The sequence below is a fragment of the Serratia sp. PGPR-27 genome, from assembly GCF_022678525.1.
GTDB classification, from domain to species: Bacteria; Pseudomonadota; Gammaproteobacteria; order Enterobacterales; family Enterobacteriaceae; genus Serratia; species Serratia nematodiphila.
Window position 1 is genome coordinate 67,654 of the sequence record NZ_JALBYS010000012.1, and the last position, 23,064, is coordinate 90,717.

19 protein-coding genes are annotated in these 23,064 nt (G+C 61.2%); 14 read left to right on the top strand and 5 right to left on the bottom strand.

What is annotated here, in order from left to right:
* Positions 1 to 72 precede the first annotated feature (72 nt).
* The 3 genes from iolB (at position 73) to MMS95_RS09075 (ending at position 1,691) form a co-directional block, all read left to right on the top strand.
* Positions 73 to 894 (top strand): 5-deoxy-glucuronate isomerase, encoded by an 822-nt coding sequence (iolB, locus tag MMS95_RS09065; protein ID WP_044030037.1) that lies wholly within the window; start codon positions 73 to 75, stop codon positions 892 to 894.
* A gap of 174 nt (positions 895 to 1,068) precedes the next feature.
* Positions 1,069 to 1,338, top strand: coding sequence for a hypothetical protein (locus MMS95_RS09070; RefSeq protein WP_004930864.1), 270 nt, complete (start codon positions 1,069 to 1,071; stop codon positions 1,336 to 1,338).
* Positions 1,339 to 1,352: 14 nt separating this feature from the next.
* Entirely contained in the window at positions 1,353 to 1,691 is a 339-nt protein-coding gene (locus MMS95_RS09075) for a hypothetical protein (RefSeq protein WP_049240493.1), read from the top strand.
* 41 nt (positions 1,692 to 1,732) lie between these two features.
* On the opposite strand, the gene MMS95_RS09080 is transcribed toward MMS95_RS09075, so the two are convergent.
* Together MMS95_RS09080 and iolC are read right to left on the bottom strand one after the other, a co-directional pair.
* Positions 1,733 to 2,569 (bottom strand): MurR/RpiR family transcriptional regulator, encoded by an 837-nt coding sequence (locus MMS95_RS09080; RefSeq protein WP_004930856.1) that lies wholly within the window; start codon positions 2,567 to 2,569, stop codon positions 1,733 to 1,735.
* A 203-nt stretch (positions 2,570 to 2,772) separates the two neighbouring features.
* The gene (gene iolC / locus MMS95_RS09085) at positions 2,773 to 4,704 is read right to left on the bottom strand and encodes a 5-dehydro-2-deoxygluconokinase (protein ID WP_015379332.1); all 1,932 of its coding nucleotides are present in this window, start codon (positions 4,702 to 4,704) and stop codon (positions 2,773 to 2,775) included.
* Positions 4,705 to 5,251: 547 nt separating this feature from the next.
* On the opposite strand from iolC, the gene iolD reads away from it, so the two are divergent.
* The 4 genes from iolD to iolE are packed head-to-tail and all read left to right on the top strand — an operon-like array spanning position 5,252 to position 10,121.
* Entirely contained in the window at positions 5,252 to 7,192 is a 1,941-nt protein-coding gene (gene iolD, locus MMS95_RS09090; protein ID WP_015379331.1) for a 3D-(3,5/4)-trihydroxycyclohexane-1,2-dione acylhydrolase (decyclizing), read from the top strand.
* A 35-nt stretch (positions 7,193 to 7,227) separates the two neighbouring features.
* A complete protein-coding gene (locus MMS95_RS09095; protein WP_015379330.1) occupies positions 7,228 to 8,241 on the top strand; it encodes a Gfo/Idh/MocA family oxidoreductase in 1,014 nt (337 codons plus the stop codon).
* A gap of 39 nt (positions 8,242 to 8,280) precedes the next feature.
* Positions 8,281 to 9,165: a sugar phosphate isomerase/epimerase gene (locus MMS95_RS09100; protein WP_118892658.1), complete on the top strand. Its 885-nt coding sequence runs from the start codon at positions 8,281 to 8,283 to the stop codon at positions 9,163 to 9,165.
* A 59-nt stretch (positions 9,166 to 9,224) separates the two neighbouring features.
* Positions 9,225 to 10,121, top strand: a complete 897-nt coding sequence (gene iolE, locus MMS95_RS09105) for a myo-inosose-2 dehydratase (RefSeq protein WP_015379329.1) — start codon at positions 9,225 to 9,227, stop codon at positions 10,119 to 10,121.
* 60 nt (positions 10,122 to 10,181) lie between these two features.
* Here the strand turns inward: iolE and MMS95_RS09110 are convergent, their stop codons facing one another.
* On the bottom strand, positions 10,182 to 11,360 hold the full coding sequence (locus MMS95_RS09110) for a P1 family peptidase (RefSeq protein ID WP_242141587.1): 1,179 nt from the start codon (positions 11,358 to 11,360) through the stop codon (positions 10,182 to 10,184).
* Positions 11,353 to 11,868, bottom strand: coding sequence for a GNAT family N-acetyltransferase (locus MMS95_RS09115; protein ID WP_015379327.1), 516 nt, complete (start codon positions 11,866 to 11,868; stop codon positions 11,353 to 11,355). Before MMS95_RS09115 ends, MMS95_RS09110 begins: the two co-directional genes overlap by 8 nt.
* A gap of 389 nt (positions 11,869 to 12,257) precedes the next feature.
* On the opposite strand from MMS95_RS09115, the gene MMS95_RS09120 reads away from it, so the two are divergent.
* The 4 genes from MMS95_RS09120 (at position 12,258) to gntK (ending at position 16,527) form a co-directional block, all read left to right on the top strand.
* Positions 12,258 to 12,953 carry a pirin family protein gene (locus MMS95_RS09120; protein WP_004930835.1) on the top strand — a complete coding sequence of 232 codons (696 nt, stop codon included), beginning with the start codon at positions 12,258 to 12,260 and terminating at the stop codon, positions 12,951 to 12,953.
* Between the two features lie 292 nt (positions 12,954 to 13,245).
* Complete coding sequence (gntR, locus tag MMS95_RS09125; protein WP_004930833.1) at positions 13,246 to 14,241, top strand: gluconate operon transcriptional repressor GntR; 996 nt, start codon at positions 13,246 to 13,248, stop codon at positions 14,239 to 14,241.
* A gap of 340 nt (positions 14,242 to 14,581) precedes the next feature.
* Positions 14,582 to 15,898, top strand: a complete 1,317-nt coding sequence (gene gntT, locus MMS95_RS09130; RefSeq protein ID WP_004930830.1) for a gluconate transporter — start codon at positions 14,582 to 14,584, stop codon at positions 15,896 to 15,898.
* A 101-nt stretch (positions 15,899 to 15,999) separates the two neighbouring features.
* On the top strand, positions 16,000 to 16,527 hold the full coding sequence (gntK, locus tag MMS95_RS09135) for a gluconokinase (RefSeq protein ID WP_015379326.1): 528 nt from the start codon (positions 16,000 to 16,002) through the stop codon (positions 16,525 to 16,527).
* Between the two features lie 30 nt (positions 16,528 to 16,557).
* On the opposite strand, the gene MMS95_RS09140 is transcribed toward gntK, so the two are convergent.
* A complete protein-coding gene (locus MMS95_RS09140; RefSeq protein WP_004930825.1) occupies positions 16,558 to 17,151 on the bottom strand; it encodes a YhgN family NAAT transporter in 594 nt (197 codons plus the stop codon).
* Positions 17,152 to 17,343: 192 nt separating this feature from the next.
* Between MMS95_RS09140 and asd the strand changes: the two genes are divergently transcribed.
* The 3 genes from asd to glgX all read left to right on the top strand — a co-directional run bounded on the left by asd (position 17,344) and on the right by glgX (position 23,056).
* On the top strand, positions 17,344 to 18,447 hold the full coding sequence (asd, locus tag MMS95_RS09145; RefSeq protein WP_004930820.1) for an aspartate-semialdehyde dehydrogenase: 1,104 nt from the start codon (positions 17,344 to 17,346) through the stop codon (positions 18,445 to 18,447).
* A gap of 443 nt (positions 18,448 to 18,890) precedes the next feature.
* Entirely contained in the window at positions 18,891 to 21,077 is a 2,187-nt protein-coding gene (glgB, locus tag MMS95_RS09150; protein ID WP_075684686.1) for a 1,4-alpha-glucan branching enzyme, read from the top strand.
* Positions 21,074 to 23,056, top strand: a complete 1,983-nt coding sequence (gene glgX / locus MMS95_RS09155; protein ID WP_242141588.1) for a glycogen debranching protein GlgX — start codon at positions 21,074 to 21,076, stop codon at positions 23,054 to 23,056. The genes glgB and glgX overlap by 4 nt, the downstream gene beginning before the upstream one ends.
* Positions 23,057 to 23,064 lie beyond the last annotated feature (8 nt).

Sequence of the window (23,064 nt, forward strand, 5' to 3'; positions counted from 1 at the left end):
CGCAGAGTATGAGCGGGCCGTTGCTCCATGGGGGCAGCGGCCTTTGCACGGGGAGTTAACAGGAGAATCGAAATGTCTTCACTGCTTGCCAAATGTCAGGCGCCGAACGCCGAGGGGCGTATCCAGCACGTGACGCCGGAAAATGCCGGTTGGGGCTATGTCGGCTTTGACGTTTACCGCCTGGCCGCCGGGCAGTCGCTGCAGCTGGAGTGCGGTGACAAGGAACTGTGTCTGGTACTGGTGGCCGGTATCGCCTCCGTCGCCACGCTGCGCGCCGAATACCCGCATATCGGCAAACGCATGAGCCCGTTCGAGCGCACGCCGCCTTACGCGGTGTACGTGCCGCACCACGATCGCATCGACGTGCGGGCAGAAACCGATCTGGAGTTGGCGGTGTGCAGCGCGCCCGGCAGCGGCCACCTGCCTTCACGCCTGATCACGCCGGCGGAAATCGGCGTGGAGCGGCGCGGCAAGGGGCGCAACCAGCGGTTGGTGCATAACATTCTGCCGGACAGCGAGCCGGCCGACAGTCTGCTGGTGGTGGAGGTTTACACCGACGAGGGCAATACCAGCTCCTACCCGAGCCACAAGCACGATCAAGAAGATTCGCCGGACGAGACCTATCTCGAAGAGACGTACTATCACCGCATTCAGCCGGAGCAGGGATTCTGCATGCAGCGCGTCTATACCGACGATCGCACGCTCGACGAGTGCATGCCGGTCTACAATCGCGACGTGGTGAAAGTGCCGCGCGGTTATCACCCGGTGGCGACCCTGGCGGGTTATGACAACTATTATCTCAACGTGATGGCCGGGCCGGTACGGCAGTGGAAGTTCACCTGGGAAAAAGACCACGCCTGGATTAACGGCGAAGGTTACCCCGCCGCGCAATAGGCGCTTGAGGCCCGGCTTGCCGGGCTTTCTCTTTATCAGGGTATAAATTTGACCTAAATTTGCCCTCTCTCTTGCTCAAATGATAACCTGTCCGCACGCGATTGCTCCCTGGTTGAGTGAATCTAACGAACCGCTGTTATGCAGTGAGAATGCCGGTACACAGGAGGAAAAACTATGACAACCACCATGTCTCAAAAAGCGGCGCGCGAAGGATTAGGTTCGCCCGATCTGTTTGAAGGCGGGGTTTACGTCACAAAAAATGGTGTTGCCGAGCTGTTTGTACAAACGGCGGCTGAGAGAGAGGCCGAAATACGGGAACGCAATCTCGAGCGCCAGTCCAACGCGTTGTTGAAACTGACTATGATGGCGAAGCAAGAGATTAAAAATCAGCGCGGTCTGTCGCCCGAAGAAACCTTGCAGCGGCTGCGTGACGCGCGGAAATAGACCCGAGGTGCAGGATGCCCCAGGAAATACGTTTTACCGTCGCGCCGGCGGCGGAATGGAGCCTGAAAGACATCGAGTCTTATAAGAGCGGAACGATAGGGGCCGTCGCAGCCGGGATGTTCGTGGACAATCTGTTGTTATCGTCCCTCGCGGCAATCGCCGACGATCCCGTCCGCTATCGCTTCAACGCCGTGCTGGCGGGCATGGGAGTGCGGTTGCACGAACGATTGGATCCCGACAGCGAATACCGCGTCATCTATGACTACGACGGCCAAACGGTGGAGATTCTGCTTTTCATCAGCATGATGCAGGATCTGGAAAGCGCGCTCTACCGCTATTTGTTGCTGCAATAATCCCGCCGCGCCCGAGCCTGTCGGGCGCGTTCACACCAGCCTTACTCGTCCCGGGCGTTATTCAGCGCCAGCGAGACCGCCAGCGTCTGCGCCAGGCACATCGAGGCCACCTGCGAACGGAACCCGTCCACCTGCGCTTCACGCACCACGAAACAGACGTCGCTGAACGCGGCCAGCGGGCTGACCTGGCTGTCGGTGATGGCGATCTGCTGCGCGCCGCGCTTGGCGCCCAATTCCACCAGTTCCACCGCCTCGCGGGCGTACGGCGAATAGCTTATGGCGATCACCACGTCTTTCGGTTTCACCATGCTCAGCTGTTCGGTGAACATGCCGCCCAGGCCGTCGATCAGAAATGCGCGGCGCTCCAGATGGCGCAGCGCATAGGTGAGGTAGGAGGCGACGCTGAACGAGCGGCGCAGGCCGATCACGTAGATGTTTTCGGCGTTGTTGAGCAGTTCGACGGCGCGATCCAATTGCTCGGGGGCAATCTGCATCGCCAGCTGCTGCAGCGCCTGCGCATTGACCATGGTGAATACGTTGAGAATCTCCGCCGGCTTCTCCGGCGCGACGTTGTCGTCGGTAGAGGTTTGGCGGAACAGGCGCGCGCGCTCGGTATAGTTCACCGTTTCTTCCATCAGATGCTGACGGAACACCTGCTTCATTTCGTTGAAGCCGCTGAAGCCGAAGGCGTTGGCGAAACGGATCAGGGTGGAAGGCGGCACGCTGGCCTGTGCGGCGATGGAGGCAACGGTATCGAAAGCGATGCTGTTACTGTTATCCAAAATATAGCGCGCCACCTGCTTCAAACGCTTGCTCAGCGTTTCATAACGGTGGCGGATCTCGTCCTGTAACAGCGAAAGTTGAGTTGGGTTGTTCATCCATTCGGCTCGCAGTGGGGTGAAGGCGCATTGGCCTGATGCCTGAAATATTGACAGGGTATTTTAACAGACGGAGCGGAAATTTCATTTCCTCAAAAAGCGATTTATTCGATCGCACATTGCGCGACTTCACAGAAAAGGGGCAAAAAAATCCCCTTAAAGCGGCGAAATGGCCTTAAGGGGACGTGAACCTGCTGTTGCTGTCAGTGCGTGCCGCCCGCCTGCGGACGGTACTGGCGCCAGAAACCGATCAGCGTCAGGTATTTTTGTTTCACCTGCTCGATCAGGGCCGCGTCGTCGATTTCCCCCTGCAGCCAGCGGCGCGAAGGTTGGCCGAAAATGGTGCGGCCGACGGCGAAACCTTTCACCCAGCGCGCATCCGCGGCGGCGGCGAAGCCCGCCTTCAGCACCGCCTCCGGGGAGTCGAGCCCCAGGATCAGCACGCCGCGGCAGAAGGGATCGTAGGTGTCGATCAGGGCACCGACCTGCCGCCAGTTTTCTGCGCTCAGCGGTGGCAGTTTCCACCAGTCGGGCTGAATGCCCAACTGGTAGAAATGCTCAATCATCTCCAGGTAATAACGTTCGTCTTTGTCGGCGTTGCTGTCCGGCAGGATCACCTCCAGCAGCAGCTCGTGGCCGGATTTACAGCAGCCGCGGTAGACGTCGGCGATCAGCTCATCCTGTTCGCGACGCAGTTCCTCCGCATCGTGCGGGTGATAAAACACCAGGCACTTCACCACGTGCTCCTGCGGCCAGTCGATCAATTGCGAACCGATATTGCCGTGCTCCAGGCGCAGCGGGCGCGAGCTGGGCAGCTCCACCGGCCGGCCGATCCACCATCCCTGGCCAGTGATCTCGTTCAGCGCCGCCTGCCCATAGGTGGTGTCGGCCAGAATGCCGCTGTTGCCGTTGAGGCCGGCCTGCGCGGCAGCCTGTTGCGCCGCGGTGAGCAGCAGGGTCTTCAGGCGCGGAATGCGTTCCTCGCCGACGCCGGCTTCGCGCGCCATGTCCGCCAGCTGCTTGCGGTGATCGAAGGCGAACACGCACAGTTCCGGCCACTGTTGCTTGCGGGTGGTGACCCGGTGCAGGTGGTTCAGGCGTGCGTCGCGGTCCGGGCGCGTGACCTGCTGTTCACGCTGCAGGTAGTCGTCCAGTTCCCGTTTGGTCGGCATCGCCGGCGCGCAGCCGTGGCGCGAAACCACCAATGCGCCGCAGGCGTTGGCGTAGCGGCAGGCCTGCTCCCAGCCCTCATCGTTCAGGTAGCCGCGCAGCAGCCCGGACATAAAGGCGTCGCCGGCCCCCAGCACGTTCAGCACTTCAACCCGCACACCGGCGTGCAGCTTCACCTGCGCCCAGTCGTCGGCGATTTCACCTTCGAACACCGAGCAGCCCTGCGCGCCGCGCTTGCACACCAGCGTGGCCGCGGTAGTCCGGCGCACGTTTTTCAGCGCCGTCAGCGTGTCGGTGCTGCCGCCGGCGATATGAAATTCCTCTTCGGTGCCGACGATCAGATCGAAATGGTGCAGCACCTCCTGCAGTTCGCGGGTCACCTGGTCTGATTCCACAAAGCGGGTTTCGCCGTCGCCCAGCGACGTCAGCCCCCACAGTACCGGGCGGTAATCGATGTCGAGCGCGGTGCGCAGGCCGTGGCGGCGCGCATACTCCAGCGCCTTCAGCACCGCGGCGCGGGTGTTCGGGTGCGACAGGTGCGTGCCGGTGATGGCCAGCGCGCGGGAGGAGGCGATGTAGGCCTCGTCGATGTCGTCCGGCGTCAGCGCCATGTCCGCGCAGTTTTCGCGGTAGAAGATCAGCGGGAAGGTTTCCTGATCCTTGATGCCGAGGATCACCAGGCCGGTTAATCGTTGCTTGTCGGTGATCAGACAGCGGGTATCGGCTCCGACGCGCTGCAGCTCTTCACGCAGAAAGCGGCCCATGTGTTCATCGCCGACGCGGGCCAGCATGCCGGATTTCAACCCCTGAATGGCGGTGCCGTAGGCCACGTTGCCGGAAGAGCCGCCGAGGTATTTGGCGAATGTGCCGGCGTCTTCCAGACGCGCGCCGATCTGCTGAGCATAGAAATCGACGGCGATGCGCCCGAGACAAATGACATCAAGCTGTTTTTGTTGTGTAGCCATACCCGTTTCCTTCTGTTAAGCAAAACTCCGGCGGCGGCCCGAGCGTGGCGCCCTGCAGGAAGCATGGGGACAGTATGGGGAATGAAAATTTCAATTTCAATATGAAATGAAATTTACACCCCAAAAATGTGATGCGTTTAAAACATCGACAGAGGCGTGGGAAAAGGCGATGAATCGGCTGCGCAAGGGCCGCCGGGGCGGAACATAAAAGGGAGGTGAGGGCAGAGGAAAAGGCTGTCAACCCATGTGCCAACGACTTTTATCGGCCGGTGCGCGGCACGAAGCCCATGAAGGCTGAACCACGAGATGAAACGGGCTTTTCATGCAATATGCGATCTTTATCGCAAAATGAAATGTTTCTTCTGTAATGTGATTTTATGAAAAATATATTTGTTTATAATCGCTTCACGTTTCAGGTTGTCGACTTCGTGAGCAGCGCGGGCATCGCCTGCTCAAGATAATAGCTGCCGCCGCGTAACACAAACACGGGATTGTCGGCTCGGCATGAGCGCTTTCCGGGGCGGCCCTTAATCTAAAGGGTGGGTAAATGGGCAAGATCAGGTTAACCATGGCGCAGGCGCTCGTCAGATTTCTCGATAACCAGTATCTGCTGGCCGACGGCGTGGAAACCAAATTCGTCGCGGGCATTTTCGCGATTTTCGGCCACGGCAATGTGCTGGGGCTGGGGCAGGCGCTGGAACAGGATAGCGGCGATCTGCGGGTGCACCAGGGCCGCAACGAGCAGGGGATGGCCCATGCGGCGATCGGCTTCGCCAAACAGAAGCTGCGCCGGCAAATTTACGCCTGCACCTCATCGGTCGGCCCCGGCGCCGCCAATATGATCACCGCCGCGGCCACCGCCACCGCTAACCGCATTCCTTTATTGCTGCTGCCGGGCGACGTTTACGCTTCCCGCCAGCCGGACCCGGTGTTGCAGCAAATCGAACAGTCTTACGATCTCAGCATCAGCACCAACGACGCGTTCCGTGCGGTGAGCAAATACTGGGATCGCATCGTGCGCCCGGAACAGCTGATGAGCGCCTGCATCAATGCGATGCGCGTGTTGACCGATCCGGCGGAAACCGGCGCGGTGACGCTGTGTCTGCCGCAGGACGTGCAGGGTGAAGCCTACGACTACCCCGACTATTTCTTCCAAAAGCGCGTGCATCGGCTCGATCGCCGCCCGGCGACCGACGGCATGTTGGCGGACGCCTTAGCGCTGCTGACGGCCAAACGCAAACCGCTGCTGGTGTGCGGTGGCGGCGTGAAGTACTCGCAGGCCGGGCGGGCGCTGCGCGAATTCGCCGAGCGCTTCGGCATTCCGTTCGCCGAGACCCAGGCCGGTAAAGGCACGGTATCGAGTGACCATGAATTCAACCTCGGCGGCATCGGCGAAACCGGCTGCCTGGCGGCCAACACGCTGGCCCGGCAGGCCGATCTGGTGATTGGCGTCGGCACCCGTTACACCGATTTCACCACCTCGTCCAAATGGCTGTTCCAACACCCGGACGTCAGCTTCCTCAATATCAACGTCAGCGCCTTCGACGCCGGCAAGCTCGACGGCGTGCAGGTGCTGGCGGACGCCCGCGAGGCCCTGAACGCACTGGGCGCGCTGCTGGCGCAGGCCGATTATCGCGCCGGCTGGGGCGACGCCATCGCCGCGGCGCGCGGTGCCCAGCGTGAAGAGACCGAGCGTGTTTACTCGGTGGAATACAGCGGCGCAGACTTTGTGCCGGAGATAGACGATCACCTCGACCGCGAGCAGGTGTTCGACGAATTTATCGCCCAGACCGGCTCGGCGATGACGCAAAGCCGGGTGCTGGGGGTGCTGAACCGCGAGCTGCCGCCGGACAGCGTGATCGTCGCCGCCGCCGGCAGCCTGCCGGGCGATCTGCAGCGGGTGTGGCACAACCGCGGCGAGCACGGTTACCACGTGGAATACGGCTACTCCTGCATGGGGTACGAGGTGAACGCCGCGCTGGGGGTCAAGCTGGCCGAGCCCCAGCGCGAGGTGTACGCGATGGTGGGCGACGGCGCCTTCATGATGCTGCATTCCGAACTGGTCACCTCGATTCAGGAAGGCTGCAAGATCAACGTGGTGCTGTTCGACAACATGACCAACGGCTGCATCAACAACCTGCAGATGGAACACGGCATGGACAGCTACACCACCGAATTCCGCTTCCGCAATCCACAGGGCGGCAAGCTCGACGGCAAACTGGTGCCGGTCGATTTCGCCATGCTGGCGGCGGCTTACGGGTGCAAAACCTATCGCGTCACCACCGAGCAGCAGTTGCTCGACGCGCTGGCCGACGCCCGCAGGCAAACCGTGTCCACGCTGCTGGACATCAAGGTGCTGCCGAAGACCATGGTGCACAAGTATCTCAGCTGGTGGCGCGTGGGCGGCGCTCAGGTGGCCGACAGCGAAAAAATCGTCGCAGTGGCGCGCAAGCTGCAGGAAAACATCGATAAGGCGCGCGATTACTGATTCGTTTTCATACATTAATCTCGAGGGTAGCGAAAATGACATTGAACATTGGGGTTATCGGCACCGGCGCCATCGGCCGCGATCATATCCGTCGCTGCAGCAAAGTGTTGCAGGGCGCCCGCGTGGTGGCGGTCAACGACATCAACCGCGACAACGCCGCCAAAGCGGTGAGCGATCTGCAGCTGGATGCGCGGGTGTATGACAACGGCCACGATCTGATCAAAGCCGCCGACGTGCAGGCGGTGCTGGTCACCTCCTGGGGGCCGAGTCATGAAGAGTTCGTGCTGGCGGCCATCGCCGCCGGCAAACCGGTATTCTGCGAGAAGCCGCTGGCGGTGACCGCGCAGGGCTGCAAAAACATCGTCGACGCCGAAGCGAAGCACGGCAAACGGCTGGTGCAGGTCGGCTTCATGCGCCCCTATGATCAGGGCTATCGCGCGCTGAAACAGGTACTGACCAGCGGCCAGATCGGCGAGCCGCTGATGCTGCACTGCGCGCACCGCAACCCGACGGTCGGCGAGGCCTACACCACCGATATGGCGATCACCGACACCCTGATCCACGAAATCGACGTGCTGCGCTGGCTGCTCGACGACGACTATGTGTCGGTGCAGGTGGTGTTCCCACGCAAGAGCCCGAAGGCGTTCCCGCACCTGAAAGATCCGCAAATTGTGCTGTTTGAAACCGCCAAGGGGACGCGCATCGACGTCGAAATCTTCGTCAACTGCCAGTACGGCTACGACATTCAGTGCGAAGTGGTGGGGGAAACCGGCATCGCCAAACTGCCGGAACCGTCCTCGGTGCAGATGCGCAGCGGCGCCCGCCTGTCGACCGAAATCCTGACCGACTGGAAGGATCGCTTTATCGATGCCTATGACGTCGAGCTGCAGGGCTTCATCAACGACGTAGCCGCGGGCAAGTTGACCGGGCCTTCCGCCTGGGACGGCTACGCCGCCGCGGTAACCGCCGACGCCTGCGTGGCGGCCCAGCTCAGCGGCGAGATCGTGCCGGTGACCCTGCCGGCGCGCCCGGCGTTTTACGGTAAATAACCGCTCGCAGCGCGTAACCACGATTGCAGAGGAGTGACCATGAAGATCGCTTTTGATGTCGACGTTATCCGGGATTTGGGCGTCACCAAAATGGTTCAGCAGGTGGCGGACTGGGGCTACAAATACATCGAGCAGTCGCCGCACCCGCAGATCAACCCGTTTTACAAACATCCGAAGGCCAGCCGCGAAATCATGGCGGAGTATAAAAACGCCCTAAAAGCGACCGGCGTGGAGATCTCCTCATTTATCGTGGTGTATCGCTGGTCCGGTCCGGGGGAAGATCGCCGCCAGGCGGCGGTCAAAAACTGGCGGCGGATGATCGAAATTGCGGTGGAAATGGGCGTGCAGGTGATCAACACCGAACTGGCCGGCAATCCCAACGAACCGGAGATCTGCGAGGAGCTGTGGTATCGCTCGATGGAGGAGCTGCTGCCGATCGTTGAGCGCGAGGGTATTCGTATGGAGATCCAGTCGCACCCGTGGGACTTCTGCGAGCTGAGCAACGAAACCGCCGACCTGGTGAAGTCGCTGCGCAGCGACCACGTCAAATATCTCTACAGCGTGCCGCACACCTTCTACTACGACAAGGGGCAGGGTGACGTAGCCGGGATGCTGCAGTACGCCGGGGACGATCTGTCCCACGTGCTGATCGCCGACACCATGAACCACACCAAGCACTGCCGCTATATCGTCAACCCGCCGGGCGTTGACGCCGCGGTGCACCAGCACATCGGCATCGGCGAAGGCGAGGTGAATTTCGACGCCCTGTTCCAGACGCTGCGCGACATGGAATTTGCCAACCGCAGCTTCAAGGTCGGCGGCGAATCGATCATCTGCACCTCGCTGTTCGGTTACCCGGAAAAGATGCCGAGCCAGGCGGTGGCGACCAGAGAACGCATCGAAAGAGAGCTGTTGGGCAAATAATCTGATTCGGCTCGCCGGCGGCGTTTGTACCGGCGGCCCTGCAAGGACCGAGGCAAACCATGAATAAAGACAACGTGAAATTGGCCATTGCGCCGATCGGCTGGACCAACGACGACATGCCCGATCTGGGCAAGGAGAACACCTTCCAGCAATGCGTCAGTGAAATGGCGCTGGCCGGTTTCACCGGCAGCGAAGTGGGCAGCAAATACCCGCGCGATCCGGCGGTGCTGAAACCGATGCTGGATATTCGCGGCATCCAGATCTGCAACGCCTGGTTCAGCACCTTTTTCGCCGACGGCCAGAAAGACAAAACCATTGATGAATTTATCAACCACATGAATTTCCTGCATGCCATGGGCGCCAGGGTGATTGGCTGCTCAGAGCAGAGCAAGAGCATTCAGGGCACCACCAAAGGCGTGTTCGAAGAGAAGCCGTACTTCAGCGATGAAGAGTGGCAGCGCGTGGCCGACGGTTACAACGAGTTGGCGAAGATCGCCGCCGATAAAGGCATGCAGGTGTGCCTGCACCACCACATGGGCACCGGCATTCAGACCACGGCCGAAATCGATCGCTACATGAGCATGGTCAACGACGACGTTTACCTGCTGTTCGATACCGGCCACGCCTACTATTCGGAAGGCAGCCAACAGGCGATGATGGCGATCCTGGAGAAGTATCTGCCGCGCATCAACCATGTCCACCTGAAGGACGTGCGCGATGAGGTGGTGGCGGAAGTGAAGGCCAACAAGCTGAGCTTCCTCGACGGCGTGAAGAAGGGCACCTTCACCGTGCCGGGTGATGGCGTGATCGACTTCAGGCCGGTGTTCAAGCTGCTGGACGAGCGCGGTTACAAAGGGTGGATGGTGGTGGAGGCCGAGCAGGATCCGGCGCTGGCCAACCCGTTCGAGTATGCGGTGAAGGCGCGCCGTTATATTCGGGAAACTGCCGGTATTTAGGCGGTGGGGGGCAATAAAGATCGAGGGGCGCCACCGGCCCCCTTTTTTGATGGCGGCGCGTTAGCCGCCGAGCGTTTGCCAGGTTGTGACCTGGCTGCCCGGCCACGGCGTGGCGGCGTATACGCCCCGGGCGATCGCCCGAGCGAGGGTGTCCGCCGCCAGCGCGCCGATCTGCAGCACCGCCAGTTCGCGGCTGCCCTGTACCTCGCGCTGCCCGGTGGACAGGGCGAACACCACGTCGCCGTCAAACGGGCTGTGCAGCGGGCGAATAGCGCGCGCCATGCCGTCTTGCGCCATGATGGCCACCCGTTTCAACTCCACACGCGTCAGCGCCAGATCGGTGGCGATGCAGGCCAGGGTGGTGTTCTTTCTGCCGCCTTGCGGCTCTTGCACCATCCAGTCTTCGCCCTGCGCGCGCAGTTGCGCCAGCGCCGCCGCGCCGCCGTTGCCGAATTCACCGTCAATTTCATAGGGCGTCGCCCAGAAGGCGCGGGTGCCGGGCGCTACCACCGCTCCCAGGCTGTTGACCGCCACCAGTGCACCGACGGTAGCGCCGCTGGCGGCAACGATCGATGCCGAACCGAGCCCGCCTTTCAGCTTGCCCATGCCGGTCATGGCGCCGTAGCCGGCGCCGACGGTGCCCAGTGGAAAGTCCAATCCAGCCTTGCCGACCGCGTCGATGCCCAGCTGGCGATACGGCGGCGTGAGCTGCCAGTTTTTATCGCCGCCGTTGGCAAGGTCGTACAGGCAGGCGGTGGGCACGATAGGTGAGACCGGCACGCCGGGAGCCGGCCGCAGCGCATAGCCTCTGCCTTGTAGCCCGAGCCAGGCCGCGACGCCGTCCGCCGCCGCCAGGCCGTATACCGAACCGCCGCTGAACGTCAACGCATCGACGGTCTGTACCAAATTGTCTTCACCCAGCGCGTCGGTTTCCCGGGTGGCGGGGCCGCCGCCGCGCACGTCCACGGCGGCAATCGCCGGGCTGTCCGGCAGGATCACCGTCGCGCCGGTGCGCACCCGGCTGTCCTGCGCCACGCCGACCTTCAGGCCGGGCACATCGGTAATCAGGTTGCGGGCGCCAGGGCGACCGGCGGCGGAAGTTGGCATAGCGGCACCTAATGGGGTGAAGGGGGAGAACATGCTGGCGGCGGTCAGGCCGGCCAGCGCGTGTAAAAAGGTTCGGCGGTTGATATTCAGGGGCCGGCGCAGCGGCCCCTGCGGGGGGATGAGATCACGCATCGCCGCGCGGCTGCCCGGAGCGAAAACGCGCCATATGGTAGGCATCGACCAGCACGCCGTCGCGAATGGCGAAAGCGCGGCTGGTGCCTTCAATCTCAAAACCGAACTTGCGATACAGCGCGATGGCCGCCGGGTTGTCGGTGAACACCGTCAGTTCGATGCGCTCGATGGCCGCCCAGTTGTCGCACAGGTCGATCATCGCCTGCATCAGGCGGCTGCCGACGCCTTTACCGTGGTAGCGCGGATCGACGCCGATGCCGAAGGTGGCCACGTGGCGGCGGCGAACGCGCTGATTCAGCATCACGGCTAACTGACCGACAAGCTGCCCGTCAACGAAGGCCGCCAGGTTATGCGTGCCCGGTTCGGGGTTGGCGAGGCGTTTCTGCCAGGACTCGACGGACGGTAGCGGGAGCTGCAGCGTATCGCGGTAGACGGGCGTCTGAGAATAAAGATGATGCAGAGCCTGAGCATCCGATGTTTCCACGTGGCGTATCACGATCTCGCTCATCTCGCTGCTCCTTTTGCTTACCGGTTGAATAACCTCTGAATTTATCCGTTTACTGCCTTGAGTCAATATTATTTCAACGGGTCAAAAAAAACGCTTTACAGGTGCGAATGATAATGATTATTATTGCGATGCGTTCCGGGGAGGGCATCAATCCTTGATACTCTCGCTGCGAAGGCACGACATTGCTCACATTGCTTCCAGTGTTTACTTAGCCAGCTCGGGTGCTGGCTTTTTTTTTGCCCTTTTTCAGCCGGTTCCGCTTTCAACAAATCCGCTGCCCATCCGCTGTTTCATTTCATCGAAATTTTTGAACAGAGGCATGAGTTTTTTACGCTTTCTTATTCTGCTGGCAGGACTAGACTGTAAAAAAACATTGAGGAGAGTTGAAAATGATTTATGTACGTAAAGCGGAAGACCGCGGCCACGCCAATCATGGCTGGCTGGATAGCTGGCACACCTTCTCATTTGCCGATTACTACGATCCGAACTTTATGGGGTTCTCGGCGCTGCGAGTGATCAACGAAGATGTGATCGACGCAGGGCAGGGTTTCGGTACTCACCCGCATAAAGACATGGAAATCCTGACCTACGTGCTGAGCGGCACGGTGGAACATCAGGACAGCATGGGCAACAAGGAGCAGATCCAGGCCGGTGAATTCCAGATCATGAGTGCGGGCACCGGGGTGCGTCACTCTGAGTACAACGCTAATCAGGATCGTCCGTTGCACCTGTACCAGATTTGGATCATCCCGGATCAGGTCGGGCTGGAGCCGCGCTATGAGCAGCGCATGTTCGACGCGCCGCAGGGCCGTCAGCTGGTGCTGTCGCCGGATGCGCGTGACGGCTCGCTGAAGGTGTTCCAGGATATGACGCTGTCGCGTTGGGCGCTGAATAAGGGCGAGCAGGGGGAATGCCCGATTGCCGCCGGCCGTCGCGTTTGGATCCAGGTGGTGCGCGGCAAGGTCTCGGTCAACGGCCAGACCGCCGGCATCAGCGACGCGTTCGCGGTGTGGGATGAATCGGCGCTGACGATCCAGGCCGACGAAGAGAGCGAAATCCTGCTGTTCGATCTGCCGCCGGTGTGATTAAGCGGTAAATTTCAAGGGCTCACGGTGTGAGCCCTTGAGGTTAATGACACGTCTGACGATGTTGCCTGACTTGACGCCGCCAGCATATAAAAACAAGGAAAATCAATTTATTGATTTTCGGCTAATCATCACAAAGGGGGAAAAACCACGCTTTTTCCCCCTTTGTCAGCGTATGAAGGGCTCACTGTGTGAGCCCTTTTTGCGTTGGCTGTCGCATAACCGACAATATCGGCCCGCCGTTTTTTTTGCTAAAATGACTGCCCATTCACGGTTAGTCAGTTCATTGATAATGAAGAAAAAACGGCCGGTACTCCAGGATGTGGCGGACAAGGTGGGCGTGACCAAGATGACGGTGAGCCGTTATCTGCGCAATCCCGACCAGGTTTCCGCCGCCCTGCAGCAAAAAATCGCCGTCGCGCTGGATGAGCTGGGCTACATCCCCAACCGCGCGCCGGATATCCTCTCCAACGCCACCAGCCGGGCGATTGGCGTGCTGTTGCCGTCGCTGACCAACCAGGTGTTCGCCGAAGTGCTGCGCGGCATCGAAAGCGTAACCGACGCGCACAACTACCAAACCATGCTGGCGCACTATGGCTACCTGCCGGAGCGTGAAGAAGAGCGTCTGACCTCGCTGCTGTCTTACAATATCGACGGCCTGATCCTGTCTGAGCGCCATCACACGCCGCGCACCCTGAAAATGATCGAGGTGGCGGGCATTCCGGTGGTGGAGCTGATGGACTGCGTCTCACCGTGCATCGATCTGGCGGTGGGCTTCAACAACTTCGAGGCGGCGCGCCAGATGACCCAGCAGATCATCGCGCACGGCCACCGTCACGTGGTCTATTTCGGCGCTCGTCAGGATGAGCGTACCATCATCAAGCAGCAGGGGTATGAGCAGGCGATGCGTGAATCCGGCCTGGAGCCGTACAGCATCATGACCGCGCGTTCTTCCTCTTATTCCGCCGGCGGCGAGCTGTTGCGCCAGGCGCAGCGTGACTACCCGCAGATCGACAGTATCTTCTGCACCAACGATGACCTGGCGATCGGCGCGGCCTTCGAATGCCAGCGGCAAGGGCTGTCGATCCCGCAGGACATGGCGATCGCCGGTTTCCACGGCCATGACATCGGCCAGGTGATGGTGCCGAAGCTGGCCAGCGTGCTGACGCCGCGCGAACGCATGGGCCAGATCGGCGCCGAGCGCTTGCTGGCCCGGCTGCGCGGCGAAACGGTGTGCCCGCGCATGGTGGACGTCGGTTTCACCGTGATCCCCGGCGGCAGCATCTGAGCCATTTTAACGTTCTGTTTTAACACTCTTTCTTTTTACAGCGCGCCCTGAGGCGCGCTGGTTACCCCGCCTGTAAGCCCGCCGCTCGTTGCCGGCATAAGTTTGATCTCTGTCCCAGAACGCGAATTTTAGCCGGTTACCCGGTTCCGGCGCTCATGTTGTTACCGGTATCATGATACCGGTAACAACGAGTGCGCGGTCATCTTGCTGCAAGACTGAACCTCTGACTCAACAACACCTACAGCTCTTCTTAAACACCGGGAAAGAGCCTAAAAATAAAACAACCGCACGCTTTACGCCTATTGTAAAGAGAGTCGCGATAAAAGGTTGGAGAAAAACTATGCCATTAGTGATTGTTGCAGGCGGCGTAGCGCTGCTGCTGCTGCTGATGATCCGCTTCAAGCTGAACGGCTTTATCTCTCTGGTTCTGGTTGCTTTGGCGGTCGGGATCGCGCAGGGTATGCCGGTCGATAAGGTCATCGGCTCCATCAAGGCCGGCGTGGGCGGCACGTTGGGCAGCCTGGCGCTGATCATGGGCTTCGGCGCCATGCTCGGCAAACTGCTGGCGGACTGCGGCGGCGCACAGCGCATCGCCACCACGCTGATCGACAAGTTCGGCAGAAAACACATTCAATGGGCGGTGGTGCTGACCGGCTTCACCGTCGGCTTCGCGCTGTTCTACGAAGTGGGCTTCGTGCTGTTGCTGCCGCTGGTGTTCACCATCGCCGCCTCCGCGCGTATCCCGCTGCTGTACGTCGGCGTGCCGATGGCCGCCGCGCTGTCGGTGACCCACGGCTTCCTGCCGCCGCACCCAGGCCCGACCGCCATCGCCACCATCTTCCATGCCGACATGGGTAAAACCCTGCTGTACGGCACGCTGCTGGCGATCCCGACGGTGATCCTGGCCGGCCCGGTCTATGCCCGCTTCCTGAAAGGCATCGACAAGCCGGTGCCGGAAGGCCTGTACAACCCGAAAACCTTTACCGACGCGGAGATGCCAAGCTTTGGCGTCAGCGTCGCCACGTCGCTGGTGCCGGTGATCCTGATGGCGCTGCGCGCGGTCGCTGAAATGGTGCTGCCGAAGGGCCACAGCCTGCTGCGCTTCGCCGAGTTCTTCGGCGACCCGGTGATGGCCACCCTGATCGCCGTGCTGATCGCCATCTTCACCTTCGGCCTGAACCGTGGCCGTACCATGGATGAAGTGATGGGCACCATCACCGACTCGATTAAAATCATCGCCATGATGCTGTTGATCATTGGCGGCGGCGGCGCCTTCAAGCAGGTGCTGGTGGACAGCGGCGTTGAGAAGTACATCGCCGGCCTGATGGAAGGCAGCAACGTTTCGCCGATCCTGATGGCCTGGTCGATCGCCGCTGCGCTGCGTCTGGCGCTGGGTTCCGCCACCGTGGCGGCGATCACCGCGGGTGGCATTGTGGCGCCGCTGATCGCCACCACCGGCGTCAGCCCTGAGCTGATGGTGATTGCGGTCGGTTCCGGCAGCGTCATCTTCTCGCACGTCAACGATCCGGGCTTCTGGCTGTTCAAGGAGTACTTCAACCTGAGCATCATGGAAACCATCAAATCCTGGTCGGTGCTGGAAACCATTATCTCGGTGTGCGGCCTGGTGGGCTGTCTGCTGCTGGCGACGGTCGTATAATCTTTATCCGGCGCCCTGCGGGGCGTCGGCGTTCCAAAGTATCTTTATCAGTCGGGACGCATTTGGCGCGCTCGCGCCAGTTCCCATAAGGGCATGACACAATGAGCAATCCGCAGAATCACGTATTTGTTTTGATGGGCGTTTCCGGCAGCGGCAAATCCGCCGTGGCCAGCGCTGTCGCTCACCAGGCCAACGCCGCCATGCTGGACGGCGATTACCTGCACCCGCGCGCCAACATCATCAAAATGTCCTCCGGGCATGCGTTGGACGACAACGATCGCGCGCCGTGGCTGGCGGCCCTGAACGACGCCATCTTCGCCATGCAGCGCACCAACGACGTGTCGCTGCTGGTGTGCTCGGCGCTGAAGAAAAGCTATCGCGATCGCCTGCGCGACGGCAATCTCAACCTGCATTTCCTGTATCTGAAAGGCGACCAGTCGGTGATCGAGGAGCGTCTGAAGCAACGCAAGGGCCATTTCTTCAAGCCGCAGATGTTGATTTCCCAGTTCGCCACGCTGGAAGAGCCGGGCGAGCAGGAGCCGGATGTGCAAGCGATCGACATCAACCAGCCGTTGGACGGCGTGGTTGCCGATACGCTCGCCTATATTCGCCGCGTTACCGCCCGCTAAGCGCGGACCGTTGTCGGCGCCGCCAGGCGCCTACAGCTTCATGTAAGCCCGCACGCCGTCCAGGAACATCTGGGTCGACAGCATCACCAGAATCAGCCCCATCAACCGCTCCAGCGCGCTGACGCCTTTGCTGCCCAGCAGGCGCAGGAACAGGTTCGACATCAGCAAAATGGCCGCAGAGAGGCCCCAGGCGATCAGCAGCGCCGCCACCAAATGCGGCAGCTGATGCGGGTATTGGTGCGACAGCAGCATCAGCGCCGCCAGAATTGATGGCCCGGCCACCAGCGGGATCGCCAGCGGCACCAGGAATGGCTCCTCGCCGGCGGACAGCCCGGAGCTGTTCCCCTCCTGCGTGGGGAAAATCATCTTGATGGCGATCAGAAACAGGATGATGCCGCCGGAAATGGAGACGGTTTCGGTACGCAGGTTGAGGAACGCCAGAATTTTCTCGCCGGCGAACAGAAAGATCAGCATCAGCAGCAGGGCGATCAGCAGCTCGCGGATCAGCACCACCCGGCGGCGGCGCGGCTCCAGGTGCTTGAGCACCGACATGAAAATCGGCAGATTGCCCAGCGGATCCATAATTAAAAACAGCAATACCGTAGCGGAAATCATCTCTGTCATGGTGACCTCGTGATCGGGAAAACGCCTCGGCCTTTACGGCCGCGTCCTTGCCTATAAGAAGGATTGCTGAGAAATCCCCAGCCATCGAATAAATTCACTTTGCGCCCGCGCCGACATTTTGTAAGGTGAGGAGATATTGCACACAACTCGTTATCACCTAATAAGCCCTTATCCGGGCAGGACACAGATATTATGAAAAACGTTGGTTTCATCGGTTGGCGCGGAATGGTCGGCTCGGTTCTCATGCAACGCATGACGGAAGAGCGCGATTTCGACGCCATTCGCCCGGTCTTTTTCTCCACCTCGCAGCACGGTTCCGCCGCGCCGGCCTTTGGCGGCCAGCAGGGCACGCTGCAGGATGCGTATGACATCGACGCGCTGAGCGCGCTCGATATCATTATTACCTGTCAGGGCGGCGATTATACCAACGAAGTCTATCCTAAGCTGCGCGCCAGCGGTTGGCAGGGTTACTGGATCGACGCGGCCTCGTCGCTGCGCATGCAGGACGACGCCATCATCATCCTGGATCCGGTCAACCACGCGGTGATTCAGCAGGGCCTGGACAAAGGCATCAAAACCTTCGTCGGCGGCAACTGCACCGTCAGCCTGATGCTGATGTCGCTCGGCGGCCTGTTCGCCAACGATCTGGTGGAGTGGGCGTCGGTCGCCACCTACCAGGCGGCCTCCGGCGGCGGCGCGCGCCACATGCGCGAACTGCTGACCCAAATGGGCATGCTGCACGCCGACGTGGCGAAAGAGCTGCAGAACCCGGCCTCCGCCATTCTGGATATCGAACGCAAGGTGACCGAGGCCACCCGCAGCGGCAAACTGCCGACCGATAACTTCGGCGTGCCGCTGGCCGGCAGCCTGATCCCGTGGATCGACAAGCAGCTCGACAACGGCCAGAGCCGCGAAGAGTGGAAAGGCCAGGCGGAAACCAACAAGATCCTGAACACCGCCAGCGTGATCCCGGTCGACGGTCTGTGCGTGCGCGTCGGCGCGCTGCGCTGCCACAGCCAGGCGTTCACGCTGAAGCTGAAAAAAGACGTGTCGCTGCCGGAAATCGAGCAGATGCTGGCGACGCACAACGACTGGGTGCGCGTGATCCCGAACGACCGCGAACTGACCATGCGCGAACTGACGCCGGCGGCGGTGACCGGTACGCTGAATACGCCGGTCGGCCGTCTGCGCAAGCTGAATATGGGGCCGGAGTACCTGTCGGCGTTCACCGTAGGCGACCAACTGCTGTGGGGCGCGGCCGAGCCGCTGCGCCGCATGCTGCGCATCCTGCTGTAAACCCGCACTTCCAGGGGGCTGGCTGCTTTCAGCCCCCTAATGCCTTATTTTCCGCTTTTTTGTTCGCCGCGCACCGCGTCGGGCAGCGTCATCGCCAGCCTCGTTTCAATGGGCGGGATCCCGCCTATCTCCTCGTCAGCCGCCGCATGCAAACGCCGCCAGGCTGGCAGTTTTCTTAATGAAGAATTTTCCTGAGCAATGCTGAGCAGTTTTTAACAGACATTGGCTATGCTTAATGCATGGGTGGACACTTTTTCACCATGACTGAAATATTTCAAAAAATAAGCATAAAGAGCGAAATTCAGGTCGGCAGAGTAAAGATTGGTCAATAACCGACCGCAATCACGCTTTAGAGTCCGAATGCATTGCATGATGACCAAAACGGCCAAGGAATAATCAACAAGCCGTGCTTAGATCATGCTGTTAATCTAAGGAAGAAGACTATGCCTGTACTTCCCGATCGTGACGTGATTGATCAGATCATCGCCGGCCATTACGCCGATCCCTTCGCTCTGCTTGGCATGCATGCGACCGATAACGGTCTGCAGGTGCGCGCGCTGCTGCCGGACGCCGGCGCAGTCTGGCTGGTGGAACAGCAAACCGGCCGGCGGCTGGTGCAGCTGAACTGCGACGATCCGCGCGGTTTCTTCAGCGCCGTGGTGCCGCGGCGCAAAAATCCTTTCCGCTATCAGCTGCAGGTCAGCTGGCGCGATCATCAACAGATCGTCGACGATCCTTATCGATTCGGCCCGCTGCTGCAGGATATCGATAGTTGGCTATTGGCTGAGGGTACGCATTTGCGCCCCTATGAACGGCTGGGCGCCCACCTCGTCACGCTGGATGGCATCGACGGCGTCAGCTTTGCGGTCTGGGCGCCCAACGCCCAGCGTGTTTCGGTGGTGGGGGAATTCAACTTCTGGGACGGCCGCCGCCACCCGATGCGTCTGCGGCGTGAAAACGGCATCTGGGAGCTGTTCTTGCCCGGCGTGCAGGCCGGCCAGCTGTACAAATATGAAATCGTCGATTGCTACGGCAATACTCAGTTGAAAGCCGATCCTTACGCCTTCGAGGCGCAGATGCGCCCGGATACCGCCTCGCTGGTGGCGCCGCTGCCGGAGGTGGTGCCGTCGACGCCGGCGCGCCGCCGCGCCAACGATTTTGACCAGCCGATCGCCATCTACGAGGTGCATCTCGGCTCATGGCGCCGCCACACTGACAACCACTTCTGGCTCAGCTACGGCGAGCTGGCGGTGCAGCTGATCGATTATGTGAAGGACATGGGATTCACCCATATCGAGCTGCTGCCGATCAACGAGCACCCGTTCGACGGCAGCTGGGGCTATCAGCCGCTGGGGCTGTATGCGCCGACCCGGCGCTTCGGCACGCCGGCTGACTTCAGGGCGTTTGTGGCGGCGGCGCATGAGGCGGGCATCAACGTGATCCTCGACTGGGTGCCGGGGCACTTCCCGAGCGACGCCTACGGCCTGGCGAATTTCGACGGCACTGCGCTGTACGAGTACGCCGATCCGCGCGAGGGCTACCATCAGGACTGGAATACGCTGATCTACAACTACGGTCGTCACGAGGTGCGCAACTACCTGGCGGGCAACGCGCTGTATTGGCTGGAGCGTTTCGGCATCGACGCGCTGCGGGTCGATGCGGTGGCGTCGATGATCTATCGCGATTACAGCCGCGCCGACGGCGAGTGGGTGCCGAATTACTACGGCGGCAACGAGAATCTGGAGGCCATCGCCTTCCTGCGTTATACCAACCAGACTATCGGCCAGGCGCAGCCGGGCGCGGTGACGCTGGCGGAGGAGTCCACCGACTATCCCGGCGTCACCCTGCCGCCGGACGCCAACGGCCTGGGGTTCCATTACAAATGGAACCTCGGCTGGATGCACGACACGCTCAATTATATGAAGTGCGATCCGGTGCACCGCAAGTATCACCACAACCAGATGACCTTCGGTATGCTGTACGCCTATACCGAGAACTTTGTATTGCCTATCTCGCACGATGAAGTGGTGCACGGCAAAAAATCGATCCTAGACCGTATGCCGGGCGATGCCTGGCAAAAGTTCGCCAACCTGCGCGCCTATTACGGCTTTATGTGGGCGCATCCGGGCAAAAAGCTGCTGTTTATGGGCTGCGAATTTGCGCAGGGGCGCGAGTGGAATTTCGATACCAGCCTCGACTGGCATTTATTGGAAGGGCTGGATAACTGGCATAACGGCGTGCAGCGGCTGGTGCGCGATCTGAACCACTGCTACCGGCAGCAGGCGCCGCTGTACGAGCGCGACTACTTCCCGGATGGCTTCGAGTGGCTGGTGGTCGACGATCACGACAACTCGGTGTTCGCCTTTGCGCGCTACGACTCGCAGGGCAATGAGCTGATCGCCATCAGCAACTTTACCCCGGTGCCGCGCTATCGCTACCGCATCGGCATTTCCCGCGCCGGTGACTATCGCGAGATCCTCAATACCGATTCGCACCACTATCACGGCAGCAACGCCGGCAATCAGGGGCGGGTCTCTTCCGAAATGGTCGGCAGCCATGGCCGCGATTTCTCTATCAGCGTGACGTTGCCGCCATTGTCGACCATTTATCTGCTGCGGGAGGCGCCATGACCGAGCTGACGGCTGGCCTCGCCGCGCCGCTGGGCGCGCATTACGACGGCGAAGGCATCAATTTTACCCTGTATTCGGCGCATGCCGAGCGGGTGGAGCTGTGCCTGTTCGACGGCCAACAGCGCGAAGTGCGCCTGCCGCTGCCGGCGCGCAGCGGCGATATCTGGCATGGCTACTTGCCGGGCGGCAGGCCGGGGCAACGTTACGGCTACCGGGTCTACGGCCCGTTTGATCCGGCGAACGGGCAGCGCTTCAACCCCAACAAGCTGGCGCTCGATCCGGCCGCGCGCGCGGTGGAAGGGCCGGTGGCGGACCACCCGCACCTGCACGGCGGTTACGAGCAGCCGGACCCGCACGACAGCGCCGAGCTGATGCCGAAGTGCGTGGTGGTGGACGAACAGTATGACTGGCAGGACGATCGCCCGCCCGCCACGCCCTGGGGACAGACGGTGATTTACGAAGCGCACGTGCGCGGCCTGACGCTGCTGCACCCGCAGATCCCGCCGGCGCTGCGCGGCAGTTTCGCCGCGCTGGGGCACCCGGCGATGATCGCCCACTTCAAACGCCTCGGCATCACCGCGCTGGAATTGCTGCCGGTGCAGCAACATACCTCCGAACCGCGCCTGCAGCGGCTGGGGCTGATCAACTACTGGGGCTATAACGTGCTGGCGCCCTATGCGCCGGACAACCGCTACGCCAGCCTGAGCACCGATGCCACGCCGCTCAACGAATTTCGCGATGCGGTCAAGGCGCTGCACCAAGCCGGCATTGAGGTGATCCTCGACGTGGTGTTTAACCACAGCGCCGAGCTGGACAGGGATGGGCCGATGCTGTCGCTGAGCGGCATCGATAATCTGAGTTACTACTGGCTGACGCCCGAAGGGGACTATGTCAACGACACCGGCTGCGGCAACACGCTGCGGCTCGATCAGCCGCAGGGCGTAGCCTGGGTGATGGATTGCCTGCATTTTTGGGTGCGGGAGTGCCACGTCGACGGCTTCCGCTTCGATCTGGGCAGCGTGCTGGGCCGCACGCCGGGGTTCGATCGCGATGCGCCGCTGTTCCAGGCGATGCTGGCGGACGATCTGCTGTCGCGCTGCAAGCTGATCGCCGAACCCTGGGACGTTGGCCCCGGCGGCTATCAGGTGGGGGCATTTCCCGGCCGCTTCGCCGAATGGAACGATCATTACCGCGACGACATGCGCCGTTTTTGGCTGCAGAGCGGCGTGTCGCTCGGCCAGTTCGCCCGGCGTTTTGCCGCTTCCAGCGATCTGTACAACCAGCGCGGGCGGGCGCCTTACGCCACCGTCAACATGCTGACCGCGCATGACGGCTTTACCCTGCAAGACGTGGTCAGCTTCAACGAGAAACACAATCAGCCGAACGGTGAGGGCAACCGCGACGGCAGCGATCGCAATTTCAGCAACAACCACGGCGTGGAAGGCCTGGTCGCCGACGACGCCATTGTGCAACGCCGCAGGGCCAGCCAGCGGGCGATGCTCGCCACGCTATTGCTGTCCCAGGGCACGCCGATGCTGCTGGCCGGCGATGAACAGGGACACAGCCAGCAGGGGAACAACAATGCCTATTGTCAGGACAACGCCACCACCTGGCTCGATTGGGCCACGGCGGATGACGCGCTGACCGATTACGTCGCGGCGCTGATCGCGCTGCGCCGCCAGATCCCAGCGCTGCAGCAGGACCGCTGGTGGCAGCAGGACGACGGCAGCGTGCAGTGGCTGAACGCGCAAGGCCAGCCGCTCCACGCGCAGCAGTGGGAGCGGGGCGAGCTGCTCATGCAGATCCTGCTGTCGCAGCGCTGGCTGTTGCTGGTCAACGCCACGCCGCAAACGACGGAGATGAGATTGCCGGAAGGCGATTGGCAGGTTGTCGCCCCGTTCACTCAGGAAGACTCACGGGCGGTATTGCCCGCCTGGCACCAGGCCGCGCGCTCGCTTTGCGTTCTGGTACGGAAATAATAAAAGGA

What these genes read in the sequence shown, in the direction of transcription:
- gntR (WP_004930833.1), top strand. Translation starts at nt 13,246, where the DNA reads ATGAAGAAAAAACGGCCGGTACTCCAGGATGTGGCGGACAAGGTGGGC.
- MMS95_RS09115 (WP_015379327.1), bottom strand. Translation starts at nt 11,868, where the DNA reads ATGAGCGAGATCGTGATACGCCACGTGGAAACATCGGATGCTCAGGCT.
- iolB (WP_044030037.1), top strand. Translation starts at nt 73, where the DNA reads ATGTCTTCACTGCTTGCCAAATGTCAGGCGCCGAACGCCGAGGGGCGT.
- glgX (WP_242141588.1), top strand. Translation starts at nt 21,074, where the DNA reads ATGACCGAGCTGACGGCTGGCCTCGCCGCGCCGCTGGGCGCGCATTAC.
- MMS95_RS09095 (WP_015379330.1), top strand. Translation starts at nt 7,228, where the DNA reads ATGACATTGAACATTGGGGTTATCGGCACCGGCGCCATCGGCCGCGAT.
- asd (WP_004930820.1), top strand. Translation starts at nt 17,344, where the DNA reads ATGAAAAACGTTGGTTTCATCGGTTGGCGCGGAATGGTCGGCTCGGTT.
- iolD (WP_015379331.1), top strand. Translation starts at nt 5,252, where the DNA reads ATGGGCAAGATCAGGTTAACCATGGCGCAGGCGCTCGTCAGATTTCTC.
- iolE (WP_015379329.1), top strand. Translation starts at nt 9,225, where the DNA reads ATGAATAAAGACAACGTGAAATTGGCCATTGCGCCGATCGGCTGGACC.
- MMS95_RS09120 (WP_004930835.1), top strand. Translation starts at nt 12,258, where the DNA reads ATGATTTATGTACGTAAAGCGGAAGACCGCGGCCACGCCAATCATGGC.
- MMS95_RS09100 (WP_118892658.1), top strand. Translation starts at nt 8,281, where the DNA reads ATGAAGATCGCTTTTGATGTCGACGTTATCCGGGATTTGGGCGTCACC.
- MMS95_RS09110 (WP_242141587.1), bottom strand. Translation starts at nt 11,360, where the DNA reads ATGCGTGATCTCATCCCCCCGCAGGGGCCGCTGCGCCGGCCCCTGAAT.
- MMS95_RS09140 (WP_004930825.1), bottom strand. Translation starts at nt 17,151, where the DNA reads ATGACAGAGATGATTTCCGCTACGGTATTGCTGTTTTTAATTATGGAT.
- MMS95_RS09075 (WP_049240493.1), top strand. Translation starts at nt 1,353, where the DNA reads ATGCCCCAGGAAATACGTTTTACCGTCGCGCCGGCGGCGGAATGGAGC.
- glgB (WP_075684686.1), top strand. Translation starts at nt 18,891, where the DNA reads ATGCCTGTACTTCCCGATCGTGACGTGATTGATCAGATCATCGCCGGC.
- gntT (WP_004930830.1), top strand. Translation starts at nt 14,582, where the DNA reads ATGCCATTAGTGATTGTTGCAGGCGGCGTAGCGCTGCTGCTGCTGCTG.
- iolC (WP_015379332.1), bottom strand. Translation starts at nt 4,704, where the DNA reads ATGGCTACACAACAAAAACAGCTTGATGTCATTTGTCTCGGGCGCATC.
- gntK (WP_015379326.1), top strand. Translation starts at nt 16,000, where the DNA reads ATGAGCAATCCGCAGAATCACGTATTTGTTTTGATGGGCGTTTCCGGC.
- MMS95_RS09080 (WP_004930856.1), bottom strand. Translation starts at nt 2,569, where the DNA reads ATGAACAACCCAACTCAACTTTCGCTGTTACAGGACGAGATCCGCCAC.
- MMS95_RS09070 (WP_004930864.1), top strand. Translation starts at nt 1,069, where the DNA reads ATGACAACCACCATGTCTCAAAAAGCGGCGCGCGAAGGATTAGGTTCG.